Source organism: Parendozoicomonas haliclonae (assembly GCF_900174585.1).
GTDB lineage: Bacteria > Pseudomonadota > Gammaproteobacteria > Pseudomonadales > Endozoicomonadaceae > Sansalvadorimonas > Sansalvadorimonas haliclonae.
The window spans coordinates 43,349-62,912 of record NZ_FWPT01000012.1 but is presented as its reverse complement, the minus strand read 5'-3'; the positions used below and the strand labels follow the sequence as shown (position 1 = coordinate 62,912).

The following is a 19,564-nucleotide window of genomic DNA, read 5'->3' as shown; positions in this document are numbered from 1 at the left end:
ATGCCAGCGTTTCAACAAGATTCAGAGGGATGGACACCGTGCAGAACAATGGGCAAACCCCGCGCGTACTCATTATTGATGACGAACCAGATATCCGTGAACTTCTGGAAATCACTCTGGGACGCATGAAGCTGGAAACTGAGGCTGTCGCCTGCGTGAAAGATGCAGAAGCCCAACTACTGAAGCAGACATTTGACCTATGCCTGACCGATATGAATCTTCCGGATGGCAATGGTATTGAGCTTGTGCAATTTATCCAGAAGCATTGCCCGGAAACGCCGGTAGCCGTTATCACCGCATACGGCAGCATGGATACGGCCATCTCCGCCCTGAAAGCCGGCGCATTTGATTTTGTTTCCAAGCCAGTCGAGCTTCCACGGTTGAGAGAGCTGGTTAATCAGGCCATCAAGCTCTCTCAAACCAAAACTCCAGGCTCCTCCATTAAAATGCTTGGCGAATCGGCCCCGGTTGAAAAGCTTCGCAAGCAGATTGGACGCATTGCCCGCAGTCAGGCACCTGTTTATATCAATGGAGAATCTGGTACCGGCAAGGAAGTCGTTGCCCGGATGATTCACGAGCAGGGTTCACGTGGCGATCAGCCATTTATCGCCGTTAACTGCGGTGCTATTCCTTCCGAGCTGATGGAAAGTGAATTCTTTGGCCATCGCAAAGGCAGTTTTACCGGCGCGGTAAATGACAAAAACGGACTGTTCCACGCCGCCCACGGTGGCACACTGTTCCTTGATGAGGTTGCGGACCTGCCTTTGCATATGCAGGTCAAACTGCTGCGTGCCATCCAGGAGAAGAAGATTCGCCCAGTGGGCAGCCATCAGGAAGAACAGGTGGATGTGCGTATACTCAGTGCCACTCATCGGGATCTGGCAGAGGAAGTCAAAGACGAACGTTTTCGCCAGGATTTGTTCTACCGAATTAATGTTATTGAATTAAAAGTGCCACCTCTCCGAGAGCGTGGTCAGGATATTTTATTACTGGCTAATCATTTCCTGAATGAGCTGGCCTTTGAGTGTGATGCAAAACTACCGCTGCTGACCGAATCTGCCCGGCAAACCCTGCTGGGCTATCCATTCCCGGGCAACGTGAGGGAGCTGGAAAATATTCTCGAACGGGCCTTCACACTGTGCGATCACGATATTATCGAAGCCCACGATCTCTATCTGACTGACCAGCCAGTCGTAGCCCAGGATATTGAAGACGCTATTGAGCAACCCGCTCTGCCAAAAGCCGATTTCGACAATCTGGAAGATTATCTCGAAGGAATAGAGAAGCAGGCCATTCTGGATGCCCTGGAGGCCACCCGCTGGAACCGCACAGCAGCGGCTAAACAACTTGGTATTACCTTCCGGGCACTGCGATACAAACTGAAAAAACTTGGTCTGGACGGCCCGGAAAGCGTTAACTGAATCACAGTGTAAAGCTCATCAAAAGCGTCAGTGGTCAATTATCAGACTACTGACGCCGTTTATCGACCGACCCACCGCTTGCACATCGAGCTCTGTAGTCTTACGGCTATAAAACCAGATGTTTAAAGCGAATGATAACCAAAGAATTAAAAGAACAGGGATTCACCCTTGTCGAGCTGATGGTAACACTGGCCGTTCTGGCCATTCTCGTCGCTGTCGCACTTCCCGACTTCTCTGACACCATGGACAGGAATGATGTTGCCAACCAGAGCAACAGAATCACCGGTTTACTTTCGCTCGCCCGCAACGAGGCCATCACACGTAATACAGACGTCACCCTCTGCCCGGCAAATGCAACTCTCGATAATTGCCTCGGTGCCAACAATTACAGCAATGGCATTTTGATAATGGAAGTCGGAGGCCCTGTGATTCAGGTCTACGACAGCATCCCTGACAACGTCAACCTTGCTGGAGCACAGGTCACTTTTACCCGGGACGGCCTTATTACATCAGGCTCAGTCAATTTCACTGTTTCAACAAGTGCAACAAACACAAACACGATAACTGTCAGCCCTATCGGGCAAATTGAATGATGGCGTGCAGACTATGAGAAAAACAACAACACCACGCTCCAGACAGGGCGGCCTCTCCATGATCGAGATACTGGTCTCTCTCATTATTTTGAGCGTCGGCATCCTTGGTATGCTCAGCCTGCAGATGTACAGCATGCAATCCAGCCAAAGCGCTGACGCCAGAACCCAGATCGTTCTAACCGTTAATGATCTGGTGGAAAAAATGAAAGCCGATGGTCAATCTGGTCAAACCTACTGTGCTACTGCAGCAGGCTCTCCCTTCGTACTCTGGAGAACAGGTCTGCTTAACAGCGTTCCTGCAGCAACGGCTGCCACCATAGACTGCACCGGTGATCCAAGCATTACTGTGACATGGACAAATAATAACAGTCTGATGAAAGCATCAGGTCCAACAACTCTTAACGTGGCGCTTGCTTTATGACGGCCAGAAAGAATGTCTTGATCCAGCATCAGTCCGGCTTATCTCTTGTCGAATTGATGATTGCCATGGCTCTTGGACTTGTGCTGACCCTCGGTGTAACGCGCTTGTTTATGGACAGCCTGCAGAGTAAAAACGCACAGCATGAGCTGAATACCGTGAATGACGGCGGCCGTGTTGTTATGAACTTAATGCGGCAGGATCTTTTACGGGCAGGATTCAAAGGCTGCGCCACAGACGTAACACTTGGTAGTTATGATGCCGCAACCTCTGCAAATGATATAGCCGATGCTGTCGAAATGCAGAGTCAGATCGATAAACTAAATGACGGAATCAGCACTCCCGCAACTGATCTGGCCAGTAACCTTCATGCCGCTTCTGACTCTATTGAAATTGTCTACCTGCGCCCTTTCCCCAGAGCCGGCTCCAATAGAATTTCTGTTAGCAATACGACAGTCACTTTGCGCGAGCCAAGCCCAGACCCTGACCCGGCAGTGGATCAAAATACAATAACCCGGGTTATTGGCTCCAACACGACCTTATTTATTGGTAACTGCACCCGACTTGAGGTTGCAAAGCTGGCCTCGGATACAACAGTTGGCGCGACCACGCTCACCATTAAAAAGGCACTAAAAGAAGATTTTGGCGACAGTGACATTCTGCTTTATGAAGGTGTTTACCGTAACTATTCCATCGGCAAGGAGAATGCTGCTGATCCATTTGGACTGTTTGTTGGACCAGACCGTTTAATTAACAACGCAGCAGCACTAACCAGTAAAGCGAACAAGATTCTGTCTGTCGAGCAATCGGGTGATGCCTTTACGATCACTCTTGGTCTCAATAATACCGGGAGTGATTACCAAAAAACCTTTGCAACAACAGTGACTCGCAGAAATGTGGTGCAATAAATGGGGGCGGGCATGAAACAAGAACAAGGGATGACGCTAATCGTCGTTCTACTGATGCTGTTAATCATTACCAGTCTTGCGGGTACCAGCATATACAGCGCAACGGTTCAGGAGCGCATGGCCAATAATCTACAGGTCAAAACCCAACTGTTTATCGAAGCTGAAAATCGCATTAACCAGTCTTATCAGGAGATTGAATCCTCTGCCCGATCAACAGCCATTTTGAATATCACCAAAAGCACTGGCTCGACAGCCACAAACAACAGCCGCAGCCATGCGACGGTACAAAAAGACAGCACCCACGAGACCAAAATTGCCCCTGGCTTTGATCTTTCCGTGGCAGGTAGCGGGATGCACTATGTCAACATCGTGATCGAATCAACCGCCTGGCAGGATGCCGATGCCAGCGGTGGCACTGCACCTACAAATAACGAAATTAGTACAACCCACTCCCAGGGTGTATCCATACTTTCGAGTGGCACATTATGAAAAACACTAAGAAACAACTGCTTATTGGTTTAGCGTCTGCAATCTATTCCATAGCTGGAATTCAGCCGGTTTTGGCCGATGATACCGAAATATTTTTTGCTGGTACAAGCATTGGAAGCAGTGCTCGCCCGAACGTCATGTTCATTCTGGACAACTCCGGTTCGATGAATGAAGCCTCATCCACCTATGGCAAAACAAGAATGGATGTTCTTCAGGATTCATTTGAATCTCTGATAGATAACACCAACAACGTTAACATTGGCCTAATGCGCCTCTGGGAAAACAACAGCATCAACGATGCAAACGGTGTTTACCACCCTGTTAAATATATTGACGATCCACTCTCACAGTCATCAGCATCTTTTTCTCCAAAAATATTGCAGGGTAGCGATGATGCTGTTGAGAACACTAATACTGGAACAGTCAACATTGAAGCACCACTGACTCTGGGCAAGCTAACCAGTAACCTGGCAACGAACGACACTGCACTACCACTCTCTTCGGCTATTAACCAAACCTATGCTTCCACTCAAAACAATTCCATAGTTCAGATACAGAGTGTAAAAAACAGAGCAGGCTTTGATAAGCCTAACGGTCAATTCCGAGATGATAACGATACAAATCAGCTTCTTCGCTTCGGGGGGGCTCGAGTCACCGGTGTCACATTTACTGATCTGAATATCCCAGCAAATTCCATTATCACCTCAGCTTATGTAGATTTTTATCCTTGGGGTACCTCATGGAAAAACTCTACGGTCTGGATGAATATCACGGCTGAAGACAGTGCTAATCCTGCGATGTATAGCACAAGTGCTACAATTGGCAGCCGTAACGAATTAAATACCGTTGTTCCCTGGAATAACGATATTTACTATAACTGGCATGGGGATAATTTCGACTCGACACCAGATCTGAAAGATCTTGTGCAGGAAGCAGTTGATAAATATTCGGGCATCCAGGGTATCAGTTTTCATTTCCGTAAAACGAGTGGTGGCAACAATTCTTTTGATGCCTACAAAGCCCCAACGGGACCTCTACCACCACAACTGCGCCTGACTTATACATCGCCTACAAATGCTTCTAATACTGTTGGCCTGCGCTTTCAAGAGGTTCCTGTTCCTCAAGGAGCAACCATTACTTCTGCCTATTTCAAGGTTGTCCCGCGCTCGGATTCCAACACCGATATTAAAGTGAATATCAAAGCCGAGAATTCTGGCAATGCAAACACCTACACAAATAGTCAAAACAATATTTCTTCTCGAAGCTATTTTAATAGCTCTATTGAGTGGGAACCTCAAGACTGGGAGCGTATGAACAACCAGGGAGACCTTAATCGCTATAGTTCTCCAGAGCTGAAAACCCTCGTTCAAGGTGTTGTTAATCGAACGGACTGGTGTGGTGGTAACGCCATGGCATTTGCTATCGAGCCAGCTTCTGATAGTGATGAAGGTTTCCGTATCTTTGAGAGCTTTGAGGATCTGCGAGCTCCTCAACTGGTTGTGGAATATGATCCGACCTCAGCCCCCACAGGCTGTATCAACAAGAAAGTCAGTAAGCTGGTAAATGCCCGTAAAGATGATGCTCAACGCTATAGCTCTGTAGATCTTGATGAGTACAACCTGTATTTGTCAGAGGGAGAGGTTGGTCTTCGTTATCAGCGATTCCCTATCAAAAAAGGCGCAACGATTGTTGATGCCTACCTTGAAGTAACAGCATCCCAAAACAGCAATCGCAATATCACTGTGAATATTGCAGCCCACGATAATGACAACTCCCCTGTCTACAATACCAACTGGAACTCCATATCTGGTCGCACAAAAACTTCAAATACGGTGGATTGGACTATTAACAGCAATTGGTCCAATGGCAATGTCTATCGTAGTAATTCTATTACTGACGTTGTGCAGGAAGTCGTTAACCGTGATGGTTGGCAGGCCGGTAATTCTATCTCATTTATTCTAGACAGAACTGGAAGTGGCAATAATCGAGACCGGGGAATTCACAGCTGGGATGGCAATGCCGGTGAAGCGCCAAGGCTGGTTGTCGTGGTCAACAGCGCTGATTACGATGGCAGTTCAGAACTCAAGGTTCGTGATCAGATTGTCAGCTATGTGGACCAACTGTCCCCAGGGGGTGGTACACCAATAACCAACCTCTTCCTTGAAGCTAAAAATTATTTTAATGGTAGCCAGTCACCGATCACTAATGAGTGTCAGACTAACCATATCGTTATCCTTTCCGATGGTGAGCCCAATACTCTCTATAACGAGACAGTCAATGCCATCAATAATTTACCCGGTACAACCGGAAACTGTAGCGGCAATAGCCAATGCAGTAACAAGCTTGCAGCCTGGCTGACGGGTAATGACCTGAGTTCTTCCGTTTCAGGTAAAAATAATATCACCACACACACTATCAGTTTTGGTGGATCAAGCAGTGTTGGTGACTATCTCCGAGGCATTGCCGAGAATGGTGAAGGAAGCTTCTACTCTGCCAATAATGCTGCGGAGCTCTCCAAGGCCTTTAAGGATATTTTGCAGGGTGTTCTGGAAACAGACAGTAGCTTCGTTAGCCCAAGTGCAACGGTCAACCAGTTCAACCGGCTGAATCACCGTAACGAAATTTACTATGCGCTGTTTAAGCCATCCCAAAACAATGTCTGGGCTGGGAATGTGAAGCGCTACAAGCTGGATGTTGACCTCAATGATGTTAATGACTCAACAGATGATGTTCTGACCATCATGGACTCCGAGAATACTCCGGCAGTGAATGAAAATACCGGACAGTTCGAGGAAGACGCCATAAGCTTCTGGTCAACGGTTATCGATGGAAATAACACAGCTCTGGGTGGCGCAGCTGAAATGCTTCCTGACCCCAACCATGCAACCAACCCACGTAAGGTCTATACCGATGCAGGGCAAACGCCTTCAGCCGCAAATCCGGTTTTACTAAATAATCATATTGTCAGCACAAGCAATGACAATATCACCCGGGCTTTGCTGGATATTCCATCGACTGCATCCAACGGCACCAGAAACGATCTTATAAACTGGGCTAGAGGTCTGGATGACAATGGTCAACCACGAAACACCATCGGTGATCCACTTCACTCCCAACCAACACTGGCAACCTATGGCTGCACAACCTGGCAAACCGATGATACCAATACTCCACAGGACGAAAGCAAAAACTGTCTTGTTCAGGATATCTCCATTATCTTCGGTACCAATCAGGGAATGCTACACCTCGTTAATGCCAACACCGGTGTTGAAACCTTCAGTTATATTCCACAGGAACTTCTGAAGAACATTAAGACCTTCAAGGACAATGCAGCGACCAGCGTGTCGAACCCTAAGCCTTATGGCCTTGATGGCAGCCCGGTTTTATGGATTAAAGACCTTTATGACGCTAACCTGGATCCTGATAGGAATAATGTAGACTCAAACGGCAACCAAAAGGCTGTCATCCAAGCCTCAAAGGGAGACCGTATATACGCCTATATCGGTATGCGCCGTGGCGGACAGCACTACTACGCTTTTGACCTGACAAATCGTGCCACTCCCAAGCTGATCTGGAAGATATCCCCATCAACTACAGGCTTCAGTAACCTTGGTCAGACCTGGTCCACACCAGTAAAAACGACCATAAAAATCGGCATCGAGAAAAAGGATGTACTGATCTTCGGGGGAGGTTACGACCCTGATCAGGATAGTGCAGCCCAGCGCAGTTCAGACACGCAGGGCAACTCGATTTATATCGTTGATGCCTTAACCGGTACCCTGCTTTGGTCTGGAGGTAAAACGGGTCATACGCTGAACCTTAACAAAATGAACTACAGCATCCCGTCACCAATACGAGTAATTGATATCAACTCTGACGGTATGGCAGACCAGATGTTCTTTGGCGATATGGGCGGCCAAGTATGGAGACTGTTTATCAATAACGGCTCTTCAGCTAATAACCTTGTAACTCCCTTAGGTGCTTCCAATACAGCAAAAGGCGTTATGGCAAATCTTGCGCTTGCCTCCAATCAGCAAAATACCCGTCGCCTCTATAATGAACCGACCGTTGCTCTGCTGAAACAAAATGGGCAACTTGTCCTCACTGTTGGGATTGGGTCCGGGTTCCGTGCCCATCCATTGAATGAGGTAGTACAAGATCGTTTCTATCTGCTGAAAACCAGGATTATTTCAGCCAATGAAACCAGCGCTACGACAATGACGGAATCTAACCTCTATGATGCAACAGACAACCTGATTCAAGACGGCTCGGATGAGGAGAAGCAAGCTGCCCAGCTGGCTGCAAACCTTCAGGCCACAACCGACAATGGCGTCGTGAATCTTCAAAGTGGTGGCTGGTTCATCAAGATGGAGTCAGGCCCTGGAGAAAAGGTTCTATCCCGTGCAACGGCTTTTGATGGCGACATAATGTTTGTTACCTATGAACCCGAGGCTGAAGCCAGCAGCTGTAAGCCTGTAACAGGTATTAACCGCCTCTACGGTTTGAATATGTATGACGGAACACCGGCTCTTGAAGACGATACCGTGACAAAATCCGTTATACAAAATTCAGGTATCATCGACGGTATGAATACGCTGTTCCTTGACCCATCGGTTCTCAACAGCCCATCAGGCAGCTCGCCAGCAACCGATGACACCATTGCGTCTTTGATTGGTACCAAAGTCTTTGAGCTGGATACCTCATCCTCGATCATTAAGACTTTCTGGATTGATGAAAAAGTTAGCGGCAACTAAACCAGTTCCCAACAAAAAATAAAGCAAGATAGGCTTAGCCCCTTTTCAGGGGCTGAGCTGGAGTACGAAAAAGAATGAAGATGAAAGGCTTTTCTTTAATTGAGTTGATGATAGTTGTCGCGGTTATCGGGATTCTGGCCGCTGTTGCCTGGCCGTCCTATCAAGACAGTGTTGAAAGAGGTTACTGTGAAGATGCTAAAGGTGTATTGCTGGCTTCAGCAAATGCATTGGAGCAATACCGTATCGTAAATAATGGCAGTTATGCCAGTGCAACCGCAGGCACCCACTACCCATCACAAAGTCCTGTTGATGGAACGGCTCAATATGCTATTTCCACCAGCGCTCTTAATGCCACAACCTATACTTTACAGGCTCAAAGAAACGGTCAATCTATAACCCTGACTAACGTGGGTGTGAAGGGAAATTGGGACTGTAACTAGTCCGAGCTAAAGTCATAGTCCATATCAGACTTTGGCTTCTGCAGAAAATACCCCTGAACATAATCAGACCCGGTTCGCCAGACCCGGGTCATTACATTAGGGCTTTCGATCTGGGGCACTATGGTCTTGCGCCCAAGCTCCTGTAGCGCCTCAATGGTTTCCCGAACCGGCTTTTCCTTATCAGGATTCTCAGCAAGATCCGTCGTCATCTCACCACCGAGCTTCACATAATCCGTGGCGAAATCCTTGGCGATCTTCATAGGATTCATTGTACTGCCGAAGTGGCAAAGGCTTGTCCGGCACCCCACTTTTTCCATTCCTGCAATAATATTCGATGCCGCATCACTGAATCGTGCAGCATTCTCTTCCGCAAGCTGAAAGACGAGTGATTGCGGCTTAATACCGGTTTTTTTGATGACCAAAAACAACCAGGGCAGGAATTTCTTATCCTGAATTGAGGCTGCACTGATGTGTAGAAACAAGTGAGAGTGCTCCCCTTTATCCTTATGCTGCAGGAGCCTTTTAACGCTTTGAAGAATCACCCACTTATCAATTTTCTCGGCCAGCGGGGTTTTATCAATCGGCCCCATAAACTGCCCAGCAGGCACTTCCTTACCTTCTGGATCGATAATCCTCAGCAAGACATCGTAATGCTCTTCTTCATCCCCTCGTAAGCTGGCTACGGGCTGGAACATCAACCGAAAGCTTTGATTATCCAGCGCGTGCTGAACAAGAGCATGGGCATCCCCTTCTGTGGCCTGTTTTTCAAGGTTGGCGCTGGGGCAGAATAGCTCATACTTGTTGATGCCTTTTTCATTGGCAGCATTCGCCAGTTGAATCACCTGTTTTAAAGTCTGCTCATGATTCTTCGTAGCATGCTTAAGTGCTAGAGCACCCACTGAGACCGCAACCTGAATACTTTTCTCGCCTACATCAATAAACAACTTATCAAAGACTTGGGTGAGATTACGTAAAGGTGCCTCACTCTCTCCCAATGGCGCCAACACCTGAACGGAATCCTCTTGAATAAATAATTCCGCTTCTTTTTCAAGGTGTGCCTGCATTTCTTTTTCAATATTGTTTTTCAGATAGTTTTTCTGCTCCGTATCGAATGAGGCCGTAATGCTTGCCCAACGATGGAGATCAACATGAAGTAGTGTCAGTTTTTCTTTTTCACTCTCTTTGGCCAGAACCGCTTCCAATCTATTGTTGATACTGGCTGCTGCATCAGCTTCTTGATTCTTAACATCAGGGGTTACCCGAGCTGCAACCAAATCCCTACTCACAACCAAAGCGAGTAACTCATCAACATGACTTTCTACGACATCAGTCGCTCCCAGTTTCATCCACTTGATGCGGCTGTGTGTCGAGGCTTCAGGGGAGATAATAATAAACGGAATGCTTTGATAGGCAGAAGCTGACGCTTTAAATCCCAGAGCCTGAGTCAGCGAAACCGTAGGTTCGTCGCTATTAAGCCCGATGATCATATCCCACTCATCATTCATTAGAGACTTTTCATAGTGCTCCAATGAGACAACGTAAGTGGGTTCAACAGGAAGCCCGGCAGACGTCAGTCCATCCACCAGCTTACTGCCCTCATCAAGGTGGCAGTTCATGACCAGCAGGCGATAAGCTTCTCTCTCAGGCTTCATGGGTAAAGCATCCTTACAGCAAAAAGGTCCCGGAAAAGGAAGGTTCCTTTCAGAAGCTTAGTGAAGCGGTCTATAAAGGGAGAGACGGGTAGAAGACGAAGTTACCAGCACTTCCCAGGGTACTCGGAATTGATAGTCCAACCTTTGACACCTCGATTGTCAAAGCAAATCTGACTACACGTAAAATCTCGATTCTGTCCTCCTTCGGAAGTCGGAGTAGCAATAATTGTGTAGCTACTAGCGCTGGCAGGATCACTTAGCTCCGAACATTCATAGTTTCCATCATTATTCTTATCCTCGAGATAGCGATTAACAACTGAAAGTTGATACCTTTCATCTTGAGTAGTTGATCCGCCTATATCATCGATTTGATCAGAGTATTCATGCCGTATTGAATAATACAATTCCTGTTTCGCTACCGCCTTCTGGATAGCAATATGAGCATCAGAGCGATTACTCCGAAGAACATGATCGCGATAGTTGGGGTAGGCAAAGGCTGCAAATATCGCCAGTATGCCAATCACAATCAAAAGTTCGACGAGAGAGAATCCATTTCGCGCAACATCTTTTACATCTGCCATGATTCTGTACTTCTACTGCTTCAGTCCTTTGAATTGCAGACCTAACCCACTGCTTATTTAGTGTGTTTTTAGCTCCTGCATGAGTGAGTATGGTCCATGAATCACAATCCGGGTAATACCGTTGCCTCCCTCCAGATAAAGTGTCACATCCATCTCGGGTACCAGGAAAATCTTCTGATGCCTGAGGTCAAAAGACTCCAGCCTAACATCTGAATTTAAGACATACTCCTGGCTGTTCCCTTCCAGCTGGAGAGTGCCGGCACTCTCATTGATAGACAGAATCGTTCCACGTACATTACTGGCCGCCGCTGAGAAGCCAGTAGCCATAAACCCGAGAATCAGAACAACTCCTGCCAGTGCCTGTTTGAACATTATTAATCCCCCCTCAATTCACGCCAGGATTGACGGCCAAGGCTATTGCCCCCCGGATTTTCATTAACCTGTCCGATACCACCGGTCGAGCCACTCAGATATTTACATTCCACACCAGTGAAACAGCCAATAATGGATGGCGTCTGTACGACACCTTCATTCAATATCCCGGAAGGAGCCGGGCACTGCCCATTTGGGCAAATAGCCGTCAGATCCGCAGTCGTCCAATTGGTAAAGTTCTTATCCTCTTCATCAAACTCATCGTCCTGATTGATATCAAAAGGAGGCTCCGGAAGATAACTGCCATCGGCGGCACTCAGTTCCATCAGCCAGCTTTTACCACCATTAGTACAGGAGGACTCTGAAGGCATGAGCGTTGTAAAAATAATACGACCATTACGCAGTATGGGTTGCGTAACCTGCCGTTCACCTCTGGAGTCATTATTCACCTGCAGGGCCAGAACCCAGCCCCGATGCTGAATATTGCCAGTACCACACTCATCCCAGCAGGCTCGGTTTGATGAGGTCACTCGAAAACTGGAAGCCTCATCCTGACTGTTTGTTACTCCATCGTTATTCGTATCATTGGGGTACAGTTCAAGCTCTGCAGTAATAAACTGTCCAAGAAGATCGCCACCGCCCACCGGGCCTGGAAATTCCGTATTGGCATACAGCTCATCCCAGATCGCGAAGAACCCCTGCACGGGTTGCCCGGTGCTTTGGTTATCAATGGTTTCCAGATATTTACCGGTTCCGAAATAAACCAAATAACCTTGCTTGGTGGGATGACGACCAACCGCAGGAGCCACTGTGATCGGACTACTAGAACCTGCGGAAAAAAGCGGCAGAGGTGTACCTGCATCGTTGTAAGCAATCCCCCAATCCTTAGGGTCTGAAGAGTCGACATTAAACTTCCAGAGATTGCCGTTTAAATCTCCAGCATAGATATAATCAACCAGCCCATCCTGATTGGTATCCACAGCCGTCGGCGAAGAGAGTCCATTCGGACTAGAAGGATCACCATTCATGGTATCCATAACTCCACCGTCAGTAAGAGGTTCTCCCGTTGCCGCATCCAAAATATAAAGTACAGCGGTACCATCATTACTGTTGTATCCATTGGCGACAATCACAACCCACTGCCCATTAGCCATTTTAGCGACCAGCGGCTTGCCAAAACTGTGTCCCATTTTGGTATGCGTTGCAGGTGAGAACTCCCAAAGGAAAATATCATCGGCATTATCCTCACTAAACGAGGCTGGGTCGGTTATATCGAGCGCATAAACGGCTTCACCGCCACCACGCATGGCGCCTACAAGAATGGTTTTCCATTCGTCGCCTTCTCCATCGGTATCAATGAAGACATCAGCAGCCGTTTGCTCGCCATCAACATAGTAAACATGTTCATAGTTTATCTTGGCCAGCTCATGCAGTTTCGTTGAGGCATAGTGAGGTACGAACCCGAGAACTTCTGCTCCATCAGTCGCCCGGAAGGCATGGAGCATACCGCCATTGCCGCCCACATAAATGACTGGAGTCCGTGAAGCGTTATCACTTTTAAAAGTCTGGTAGCTGTCGTCTGTATAACGTGAGATAGGTGGGCCAACATATATCGGCGTGGAATGAATAAAGTCAGCCAACTTGGAGGCGCGGCTTCTAAAGCCATAATTTTGTGTCGTGGCTAACTGACAGACCTCCACATCACCTGCCAGAGAATCGGTAAAGACACTCTCATCGCAGGCAAACTGCCCTGCGGGCATCACTTTGACTGACCAGGTATCATTTAAGCCATACCTAACCGTTTGGGATTCTGTCAACGTGCAGGTTGCGCCATAAACAGCACACTGGCTCCAGGCTGCATCCGGTGAGTTATTATTCGCATTACTGTCATCTCCCCGGATGTAATTGACCAACGCTGTTGTGTAATCCGAGAGCCGGCCCTGAATACCCAGAGTGTCCATCCCCTGAGAAAAAGAGCCTGACAGGGTAGTATCACCATCATTTCGGAAGGGTTTACCGACCAGAACATTGCCGACCATATCCGCTGTGATAATGACCCGACTATCTGCAGTTCGGTTTTCCATCAATGTTGATGCTTCCCAAGACGGCGTATTGGAAACAGAACCATCGCTATTTAAAGGCAATGCCCGAATATCACCGGTCCAGTTGGAGCTGTTAAAGCGGGCCTGAAACAGTTGAGTACCACTGCGTAAGCTGCCAGAGTTTGTTGCAACAGATGCCGCTGAGCCGACCCGACGATCAATTTCTGCCAGAGCATTAGACAGTGCATCAACAACCTGAGTTGGTGTTTTCGCCGAGGTGTATTCGCCCTTGCTATTGAAAGCGGCATGCCAGAGATCATCGATTTTGCTGGGGTCACTGCTAAATGGGTCGCCCCAGTTTCCATTGGACGCCAAATTCTGGCCCCCGCTGTCCGGCCAGCCATCACTGTCACTATCTGATAACTTCCCCTCCAGACCGAAGGCAACGGTGAAAGTACTCATATGCTGATGGGTAGCCGGGTCGGCTGCGGAAGGTGGGACATTGTCATCTAGGTCCCCACGCAAATCATTCTTGTAATAATAATCTGCCACATCGGCGACAGTGGGCGAGTAACCATCACCATCCGAGTTACCAATCGAGGCATTACTCAAGCTGCCATTCCAGTAGCCGTCTGAAAACAGAACAGAAAAATTCTGCTGACAGCTTTCTGTGATTGGTGCTCCGGCACCTGAAGTAGATAAATACGCCCCCACACGATCCAGCCCCCGTCGGAGTGGAGTTCCCAAAGCCTGCTGATTCTGCTCAAACAACGTATTCAGCAGATCATCATTATGGGCTGGTAGATCATTGTTATTGTCTGCCACCTGCACCAACGGAGTACCTGAACCATTAATAAGCCCCATGCTGTAACGGTAATTGGGGTTACTGGCCAGCAGATCACTGACAGCCGAGTTAATAGAAAATGCACGACGACGATAATACTGATACCAGTTGGCATAGTTTTGCTGAACAGCAGCGACCTCATCCTGGTCATAATTAACATCTTCAGCCGAAACGGTACGAACAACATTTCCACCACTGACACTAAACGTGACTTCCCAGCGGCTGATCGAGTCGGAATTGATTTTTATAATTGTATGATCGTCCCAGTAATCAACCTGTCCATTGGGGCCTGATGTATAGGATGAACCGCTGTTTGTAGGATAACTGCCACTAAAACCTGCCGTATCCTGATACAGCACATAAAAAGAACCGGTTAAATCACGAGTACTGTTATAGCCCGTCTCAGTAGAAATCGGATGCGCTCTGGCTGAGGTAAAAGAGGCATTAGGCAAAGATGAAACCCAAGGGGTATAAGTCTCTACGGGATCAAAATAAACGACATTTAAATCTTTGGAGAAAATCCTCCAATCCTTCGTACCATAGACAACAAAATCATTGGTATTGGTTAAATCCCATGTGTAACCAAGAGCATAGGTATTGGAATAAGCATTGGATGAGGTGCTATAAAGATAACGATACTGAGCAGAATAGTTTGGATAAAACAGACCATCCGTCGTTGGATTGGAGCAGGAGGAATTGGTCGCATACGAACAATAATCAAAATGTCTTCCGGTCAGGATTTCCCAATCCATAGAGCCCGAGTTATCCAGCATCAGGGCTACATTCGGCACCGAGCCATTACTGAGAAACAGTGGTTTATTGGCCAGATTCAGGGCCGGGCTACTGCCTGCTACAGACAACAGCGACAGAATAAACAGGCCATTGAGAGTATTATGAGTCAGTCTGGGCATTCCTTTACCCTCCCGTATCAGTAGGCATGCCTTACAACATAAATACTTTGCAAGACCACAACCGTGCGTGCCTTTTTATAATCTTCACTACTGCCATCCGCCACATACTTGTTGTAGGCCGGATCTGTTCCCCGGGCAGTAATGCGGTAATAAGTCAGTCCTGTTGAGCGCCCTTCCCCCACACTCAAACTATCAGGAACAAAGCGCCACTCCTGAACCACAACCTTGGTGGGAAACTCATGCCCTACATCAACCTGCGAAATTCCTCCCCAGCCACCTTCAGTGTGATAGGAAATAGCCGAGCTGACATAACTGATATTGGCTGAAGCCAGAGCTGCAGAGAGCTCACTCTGAAGGTCTGTATTCTGGATAATCTTTTCCGCCAACCGCAGGCCAGTTTCCGCCGATTGAAAGGCATAGTTCTGATCTTTAAAGCCCTTACTGAGGTGCATATCCAGCATGGAGGTGCGCATACTGTCTGTCCCCATTAGGGTCAGCAGCAGCAATAACACCATGGCAACAACCAGTGCTGCTCCCTGCTGTTTTTTATATGTTCTGCTCCGATCCATATCATCAATCCCTGATGTCTGGCTCTAAATGGATTTGTTACCACAAAAGACTTTAAGGCGGTTGCGCCTGCTCAACCTGCCCCACTGTCGTTAACCCCAACGCCCGGTTTCTCAATGTCACCGTGGTAGAAAACTCCCGGCGTATACGCTTATCCGGTGCACTGGTTCCTCCATAAGTACGGCCGAAATAATAAGTGCTCGTACTTTCCGGAGCCGTACGGTCAGTTTCTGTCTCTACCAGCATAAAGACCCGCACACTCACAACCTGAGTCCAGTCATCAACATCATCTGCATCCAGATAAGTATCTGCTGACAATTCATTATTGGTATTTACGCCGTATTTAAATTGCAGATTGAGAACTCCCGGAAGAACTTCTACTGCATTGGCAAAGTTACTTTCACCGGGGTCGAAACTGTCATTGATATCGACGACCTTGCGATAAAGCGAAGGGCGGTCTCTCTCACTGGGGATAGCCAGGTAGTACATCACCCCTTCCAGAAGAAGCGCCTGCGGCTGGCTTAGTGATTCCAGCTGCTGGGCACTCTCATTAAAATTATCTTTATCCAGGTAAATCTGGTTGCTGGAGTTTTTGAACTCCTGGGTTTTCACCAGCAAATTGCGGGAACAGTCACTCACCACCATAAAACGATCATGGTTTTCGTCATCATCCGCTGGCATTCCTTCCATAGACGCCACGCCCAAGCGAGCACCATCATCATCAAAAACAGTTAATGGACTCTCCATATTAATATCGATTAAATAAGGCTGAGCGACCCACAATTGCAACACATCACTGTTGCGCAACATATCTATACCGGTGCCTTTAACCGAGGAAGTTCCACCCGCCCATGTCGAAGAGCTGAAAGCTGATTCAGATAGTGTGAACACATCCAGTTCATCGCCATAATTTGTGCCTGAAAACTCCCAGCCACGAATCCCCACCTCCGGTTCCATACGCCAGTCAGGTGTTGCAGAAATCGTATTGATCACCTGCTGACCGCCGCTGGATACACACCCCCGATATCCCGCCATGCGGATATCTTCAGACAGAATTTCCAGAGCCAGACGTCCACGTTCTTCTATGCGTGAAAGCCCCTGGCTGGCAATAAACGTCTGCTTGCTGGTCAGAAGAATGGAGATCGCCCCATACAACAACAATGTGCCGATCAGGGTTGAAACCATCACCTCAATAACAAGAGAGCCTTGCTGACGATTCATGCCTGTCTCTCCTTTCATGGCTCGAACACCAGCATCAGGTGCCCGTCTGTCTCTTCCGGATTACTGCTGAGCTCTACGGTGCCATCCCGATCCTTATCCATATCCCAGATCACATGGATCACATAAACATCGCCCTGGTTGTCACAACTTGCAGGGACAACAGTGAAGGGATCACCGATATAGTCTGAAGGATCCTCACTGGGTGTAGAGTCCTGGCAGATATAGCTATCACCAGACGGCAAAGTACGCATGACAGCCTCATGCCATTCATACATATCATTCACAGCCATCTGCTCAGGGTTACAACCCTCAGTTGTATAACAAGCTGCCTGCGCTTCGATGGGATAGTTGCGCACGTTGGTTGTATTCAGACTGTAATAACCAGCCAGTGCTGCCTCCTGATTAGCTCGCATGCGATCTGCCATATTTTGAGCCAGCGCCAGCGCCTTATCGTAGTGATGGCTGGTCTGTTGGGTTTTCAACGCCATTGCCTGCATGCCTGCAACCCCCAGCAAGCCCACGGTGAGAATAAACAGCGTGACCAGGTTTTCGATCAGGTTAAAACCTGATTGCTTCATCCCGCGCTTTGGTAATTTACAAAGCATCACAAAGGCCCTCCGCAACCGATCGTTCATCAATGCGCACCCGCCCGAAAGCAATAACGACCCGACCGGCAAAATTCACATCATCACCTTCCAACTGGCAAAACAGTGCAGATGGATTGTTTGGGAAGCTGTTGCCCTTGGACATAAATCGGAGGAAGGCCAGCTGACCGCCGGCTCCTGTGCTGCCGCCCATACGCAGGGTCAGATTCTGATCAAGCGGTTCATAGACCTTGAGAATTAGGTCATCAGCCTCGATAGCTGTTTCAGCGCCTTCATTATTTACAAACAGGATCCATCCGTTTTTCCAGACGGTTTCTTCGTCATCATCGGAACTGATGGCCGTGTCATAACACTCTTCAGAGCCAGACTTTCTGGGGCAGAGTACAACATCTTTTTTCCGCACAATCGCTTCAGCCCTAGCGTAAGAGACAATATTGCGAAAGTTCCGAAAGTCGGACTCGGCCTCATAACGCTTAACCATACCGGACAGCGCAGGAAGGCCAGCCAGCATAATGATGCCCAGCAGAGCAGTCCCCCAAAGAACCTCCATCAGAGAGAGACCGGATTCACGCTTGGGTAAAAAACGGTGTAGGTCTGAAGCGACCACCATGGGGTACCTCCATGTACCTCATGAATCTATTTCCAGACTAGGCCGTGATTTCAGGGAGGAGGAATAAGCCACCGCCGGTACAGGACCGGCGGCAGGGAAAGGAGGATAAGCGGTTAAAAATTAAGGGCTCAGGGCTATTCGACCGAGAGAATTTCCACTTCAAAAGAGAGAGTTTTACCGGCCAGAGGATGGTTGAAATCAACTGTCACGAAGTTCTCGTCAAAGGCAGAGATCACCCCAGGCAGCTCGCCACCAGCCGGGTCAGCAAAGGACATCACCAGTCCTTCCGCCAACTCCATATCCGCAGCAAAGCGGCCACGCTCAACCCGCTGAATATTGCTTTCATTGTACTGACCAAAGCCATCAACCGGAGCGATAGCAAACGTTTCCCGATGCCCTACTTCAAGGCCGAGAATATGCTTTTCAAATCCGGCGGGGAGATTCCCATCACCGATGGTGAGTGAGGCTGGCTGGGTTTCAAAGGTGCTGTCCACCACATCTCCGTTATCCAAACGAAGGGCGAAGTTCAGGCTAACCTTACTGCCGGTCGTGACCAGAGCCATATCTTTTGTCTGCTTTTCCATATTTCTTGTGCCGCTGTACTGCTACGGTTTTTATTTCTCAGAGGATGATTCCGGGTTGATAAACATATCCAGAATCATCAAACCTGCGCCCATGGTAATGCCGATATCCGCGATATTAAAGGCCGGGAAAAACCAGGACTGCTCATAATGAACAAGGATAAAATCAATCACATGCCCGAAAATCGCCCGATCCCATAGATTTCCCAACGCACCACCCAAAATCAGCGTTAAAGCAGCCGCCTGCAGTTTCTGATCCTTTTCCAGACGGGAAATCCAGATAACCAGAGCCACACTCACAGCAACTGCGATACCAATAAAGAACCAGCGCTGCCAGCCCCCTGCGGAACTCAGAAAACTGAAAGCCGCACCCGTGTTATAGGCCAGGGTGAAGCTAAAAAAGTCCGCAATAACAGGCACTTGTTCATACAGGGAAAAATTGGCATCGAACCAGAACTTGGTCAGCTGATCCAAAGTGAAGATCAATAAACTGACAAAAATTGATAGTGAGAATAAGCGCGGGCTACGAATCATGACTGTCCACTGAGAATTTCG

Annotated in this window: 17 protein-coding genes; 7 read left to right on the top strand and 10 right to left on the bottom strand. The window is 48.0% G+C overall.

Annotated elements, in window-relative coordinates; all coding sequences use genetic code 11:
• Nucleotides 1-29 precede the first annotated feature (29 nt).
• The 7 genes from EHSB41UT_RS20930 (at nt 30) to EHSB41UT_RS24970 (ending at nt 9,023) form a co-directional block, all read left to right on the top strand.
• Complete coding sequence (locus EHSB41UT_RS20930) at nt 30-1,421, top strand: sigma-54-dependent transcriptional regulator (RefSeq protein ID WP_087112824.1); 1,392 nt, start codon at nt 30-32, stop codon at nt 1,419-1,421.
• Nucleotides 1,422-1,552: 131 nt separating this feature from the next.
• Complete coding sequence (locus EHSB41UT_RS20925) at nt 1,553-2,014, top strand: GspH/FimT family pseudopilin (RefSeq protein WP_087112823.1); 462 nt, start codon at nt 1,553-1,555, stop codon at nt 2,012-2,014.
• Between the two features lie 13 nt (nt 2,015-2,027).
• Nucleotides 2,028-2,435 (top strand): type IV pilus modification protein PilV, encoded by a 408-nt coding sequence (pilV, locus tag EHSB41UT_RS20920; protein ID WP_087112822.1) that lies wholly within the window; start codon nt 2,028-2,030, stop codon nt 2,433-2,435.
• Complete coding sequence (locus EHSB41UT_RS20915) at nt 2,432-3,340, top strand: PilW family protein (RefSeq protein ID WP_087112821.1); 909 nt, start codon at nt 2,432-2,434, stop codon at nt 3,338-3,340. Before pilV (EHSB41UT_RS20920) ends, EHSB41UT_RS20915 begins: the two co-directional genes overlap by 4 nt.
• Before the next feature lie 12 nt (nt 3,341-3,352).
• Nucleotides 3,353-3,829, top strand: coding sequence for a PilX N-terminal domain-containing pilus assembly protein (locus tag EHSB41UT_RS20910; RefSeq protein WP_165767364.1), 477 nt, complete (start codon nt 3,353-3,355; stop codon nt 3,827-3,829).
• Nucleotides 3,826-8,583 carry a PilC/PilY family type IV pilus protein gene (locus tag EHSB41UT_RS20905; protein WP_087112819.1) on the top strand — a complete coding sequence of 1,586 codons (4,758 nt, stop codon included), beginning with the start codon at nt 3,826-3,828 and terminating at the stop codon, nt 8,581-8,583. The genes EHSB41UT_RS20910 and EHSB41UT_RS20905 overlap by 4 nt, the downstream gene beginning before the upstream one ends.
• Before the next feature lie 74 nt (nt 8,584-8,657).
• Nucleotides 8,658-9,023 carry a type IV pilin protein gene (locus EHSB41UT_RS24970; RefSeq protein ID WP_087112818.1) on the top strand — a complete coding sequence of 122 codons (366 nt, stop codon included), beginning with the start codon at nt 8,658-8,660 and terminating at the stop codon, nt 9,021-9,023.
• On the opposite strand, the gene EHSB41UT_RS20895 is transcribed toward EHSB41UT_RS24970, so the two are convergent.
• From EHSB41UT_RS20895 to lspA, 10 genes are all read right to left on the bottom strand, one after another.
• Nucleotides 9,020-10,528, bottom strand: a complete 1,509-nt coding sequence (locus tag EHSB41UT_RS20895) for an EAL domain-containing protein (protein WP_165767363.1) — start codon at nt 10,526-10,528, stop codon at nt 9,020-9,022. The genes EHSB41UT_RS24970 and EHSB41UT_RS20895 overlap by 4 nt on opposite strands.
• Before the next feature lie 248 nt (nt 10,529-10,776).
• Nucleotides 10,777-11,256 carry a type IV pilin protein gene (locus EHSB41UT_RS20890; RefSeq protein ID WP_087112912.1) on the bottom strand — a complete coding sequence of 160 codons (480 nt, stop codon included), beginning with the start codon at nt 11,254-11,256 and terminating at the stop codon, nt 10,777-10,779.
• 57 nt (nt 11,257-11,313) lie between these two features.
• A complete protein-coding gene (locus EHSB41UT_RS20885) occupies nt 11,314-11,628 on the bottom strand; it encodes a hypothetical protein (protein ID WP_087112816.1) in 315 nt (104 codons plus the stop codon).
• Between the two features lie 2 nt (nt 11,629-11,630).
• Entirely contained in the window at nt 11,631-15,425 is a 3,795-nt protein-coding gene (locus tag EHSB41UT_RS20880) for a pilus assembly protein (protein ID WP_087112815.1), read from the bottom strand.
• 17 nt (nt 15,426-15,442) lie between these two features.
• Nucleotides 15,443-15,994: a pilus assembly PilX family protein gene (locus tag EHSB41UT_RS20875; protein WP_087112814.1), complete on the bottom strand. Its 552-nt coding sequence runs from the start codon at nt 15,992-15,994 to the stop codon at nt 15,443-15,445.
• A gap of 52 nt (nt 15,995-16,046) precedes the next feature.
• Nucleotides 16,047-17,213 carry a PilW family protein gene (locus EHSB41UT_RS20870; RefSeq protein WP_165767362.1) on the bottom strand — a complete coding sequence of 389 codons (1,167 nt, stop codon included), beginning with the start codon at nt 17,211-17,213 and terminating at the stop codon, nt 16,047-16,049.
• A gap of 14 nt (nt 17,214-17,227) precedes the next feature.
• Nucleotides 17,228-17,791, bottom strand: a complete 564-nt coding sequence (gene pilV, locus EHSB41UT_RS20865) for a type IV pilus modification protein PilV (RefSeq protein WP_165767361.1) — start codon at nt 17,789-17,791, stop codon at nt 17,228-17,230.
• Between the two features lie 16 nt (nt 17,792-17,807).
• Complete coding sequence (locus EHSB41UT_RS20860; protein WP_087112811.1) at nt 17,808-18,428, bottom strand: GspH/FimT family pseudopilin; 621 nt, start codon at nt 18,426-18,428, stop codon at nt 17,808-17,810.
• A 134-nt stretch (nt 18,429-18,562) separates the two neighbouring features.
• Nucleotides 18,563-19,012, bottom strand: coding sequence for an FKBP-type peptidyl-prolyl cis-trans isomerase (locus EHSB41UT_RS20855; RefSeq protein ID WP_242667382.1), 450 nt, complete (start codon nt 19,010-19,012; stop codon nt 18,563-18,565).
• A 30-nt stretch (nt 19,013-19,042) separates the two neighbouring features.
• Entirely contained in the window at nt 19,043-19,543 is a 501-nt protein-coding gene (gene lspA / locus EHSB41UT_RS20850) for a signal peptidase II (RefSeq protein ID WP_087112810.1), read from the bottom strand.
• Nucleotides 19,544-19,564 lie beyond the last annotated feature (21 nt).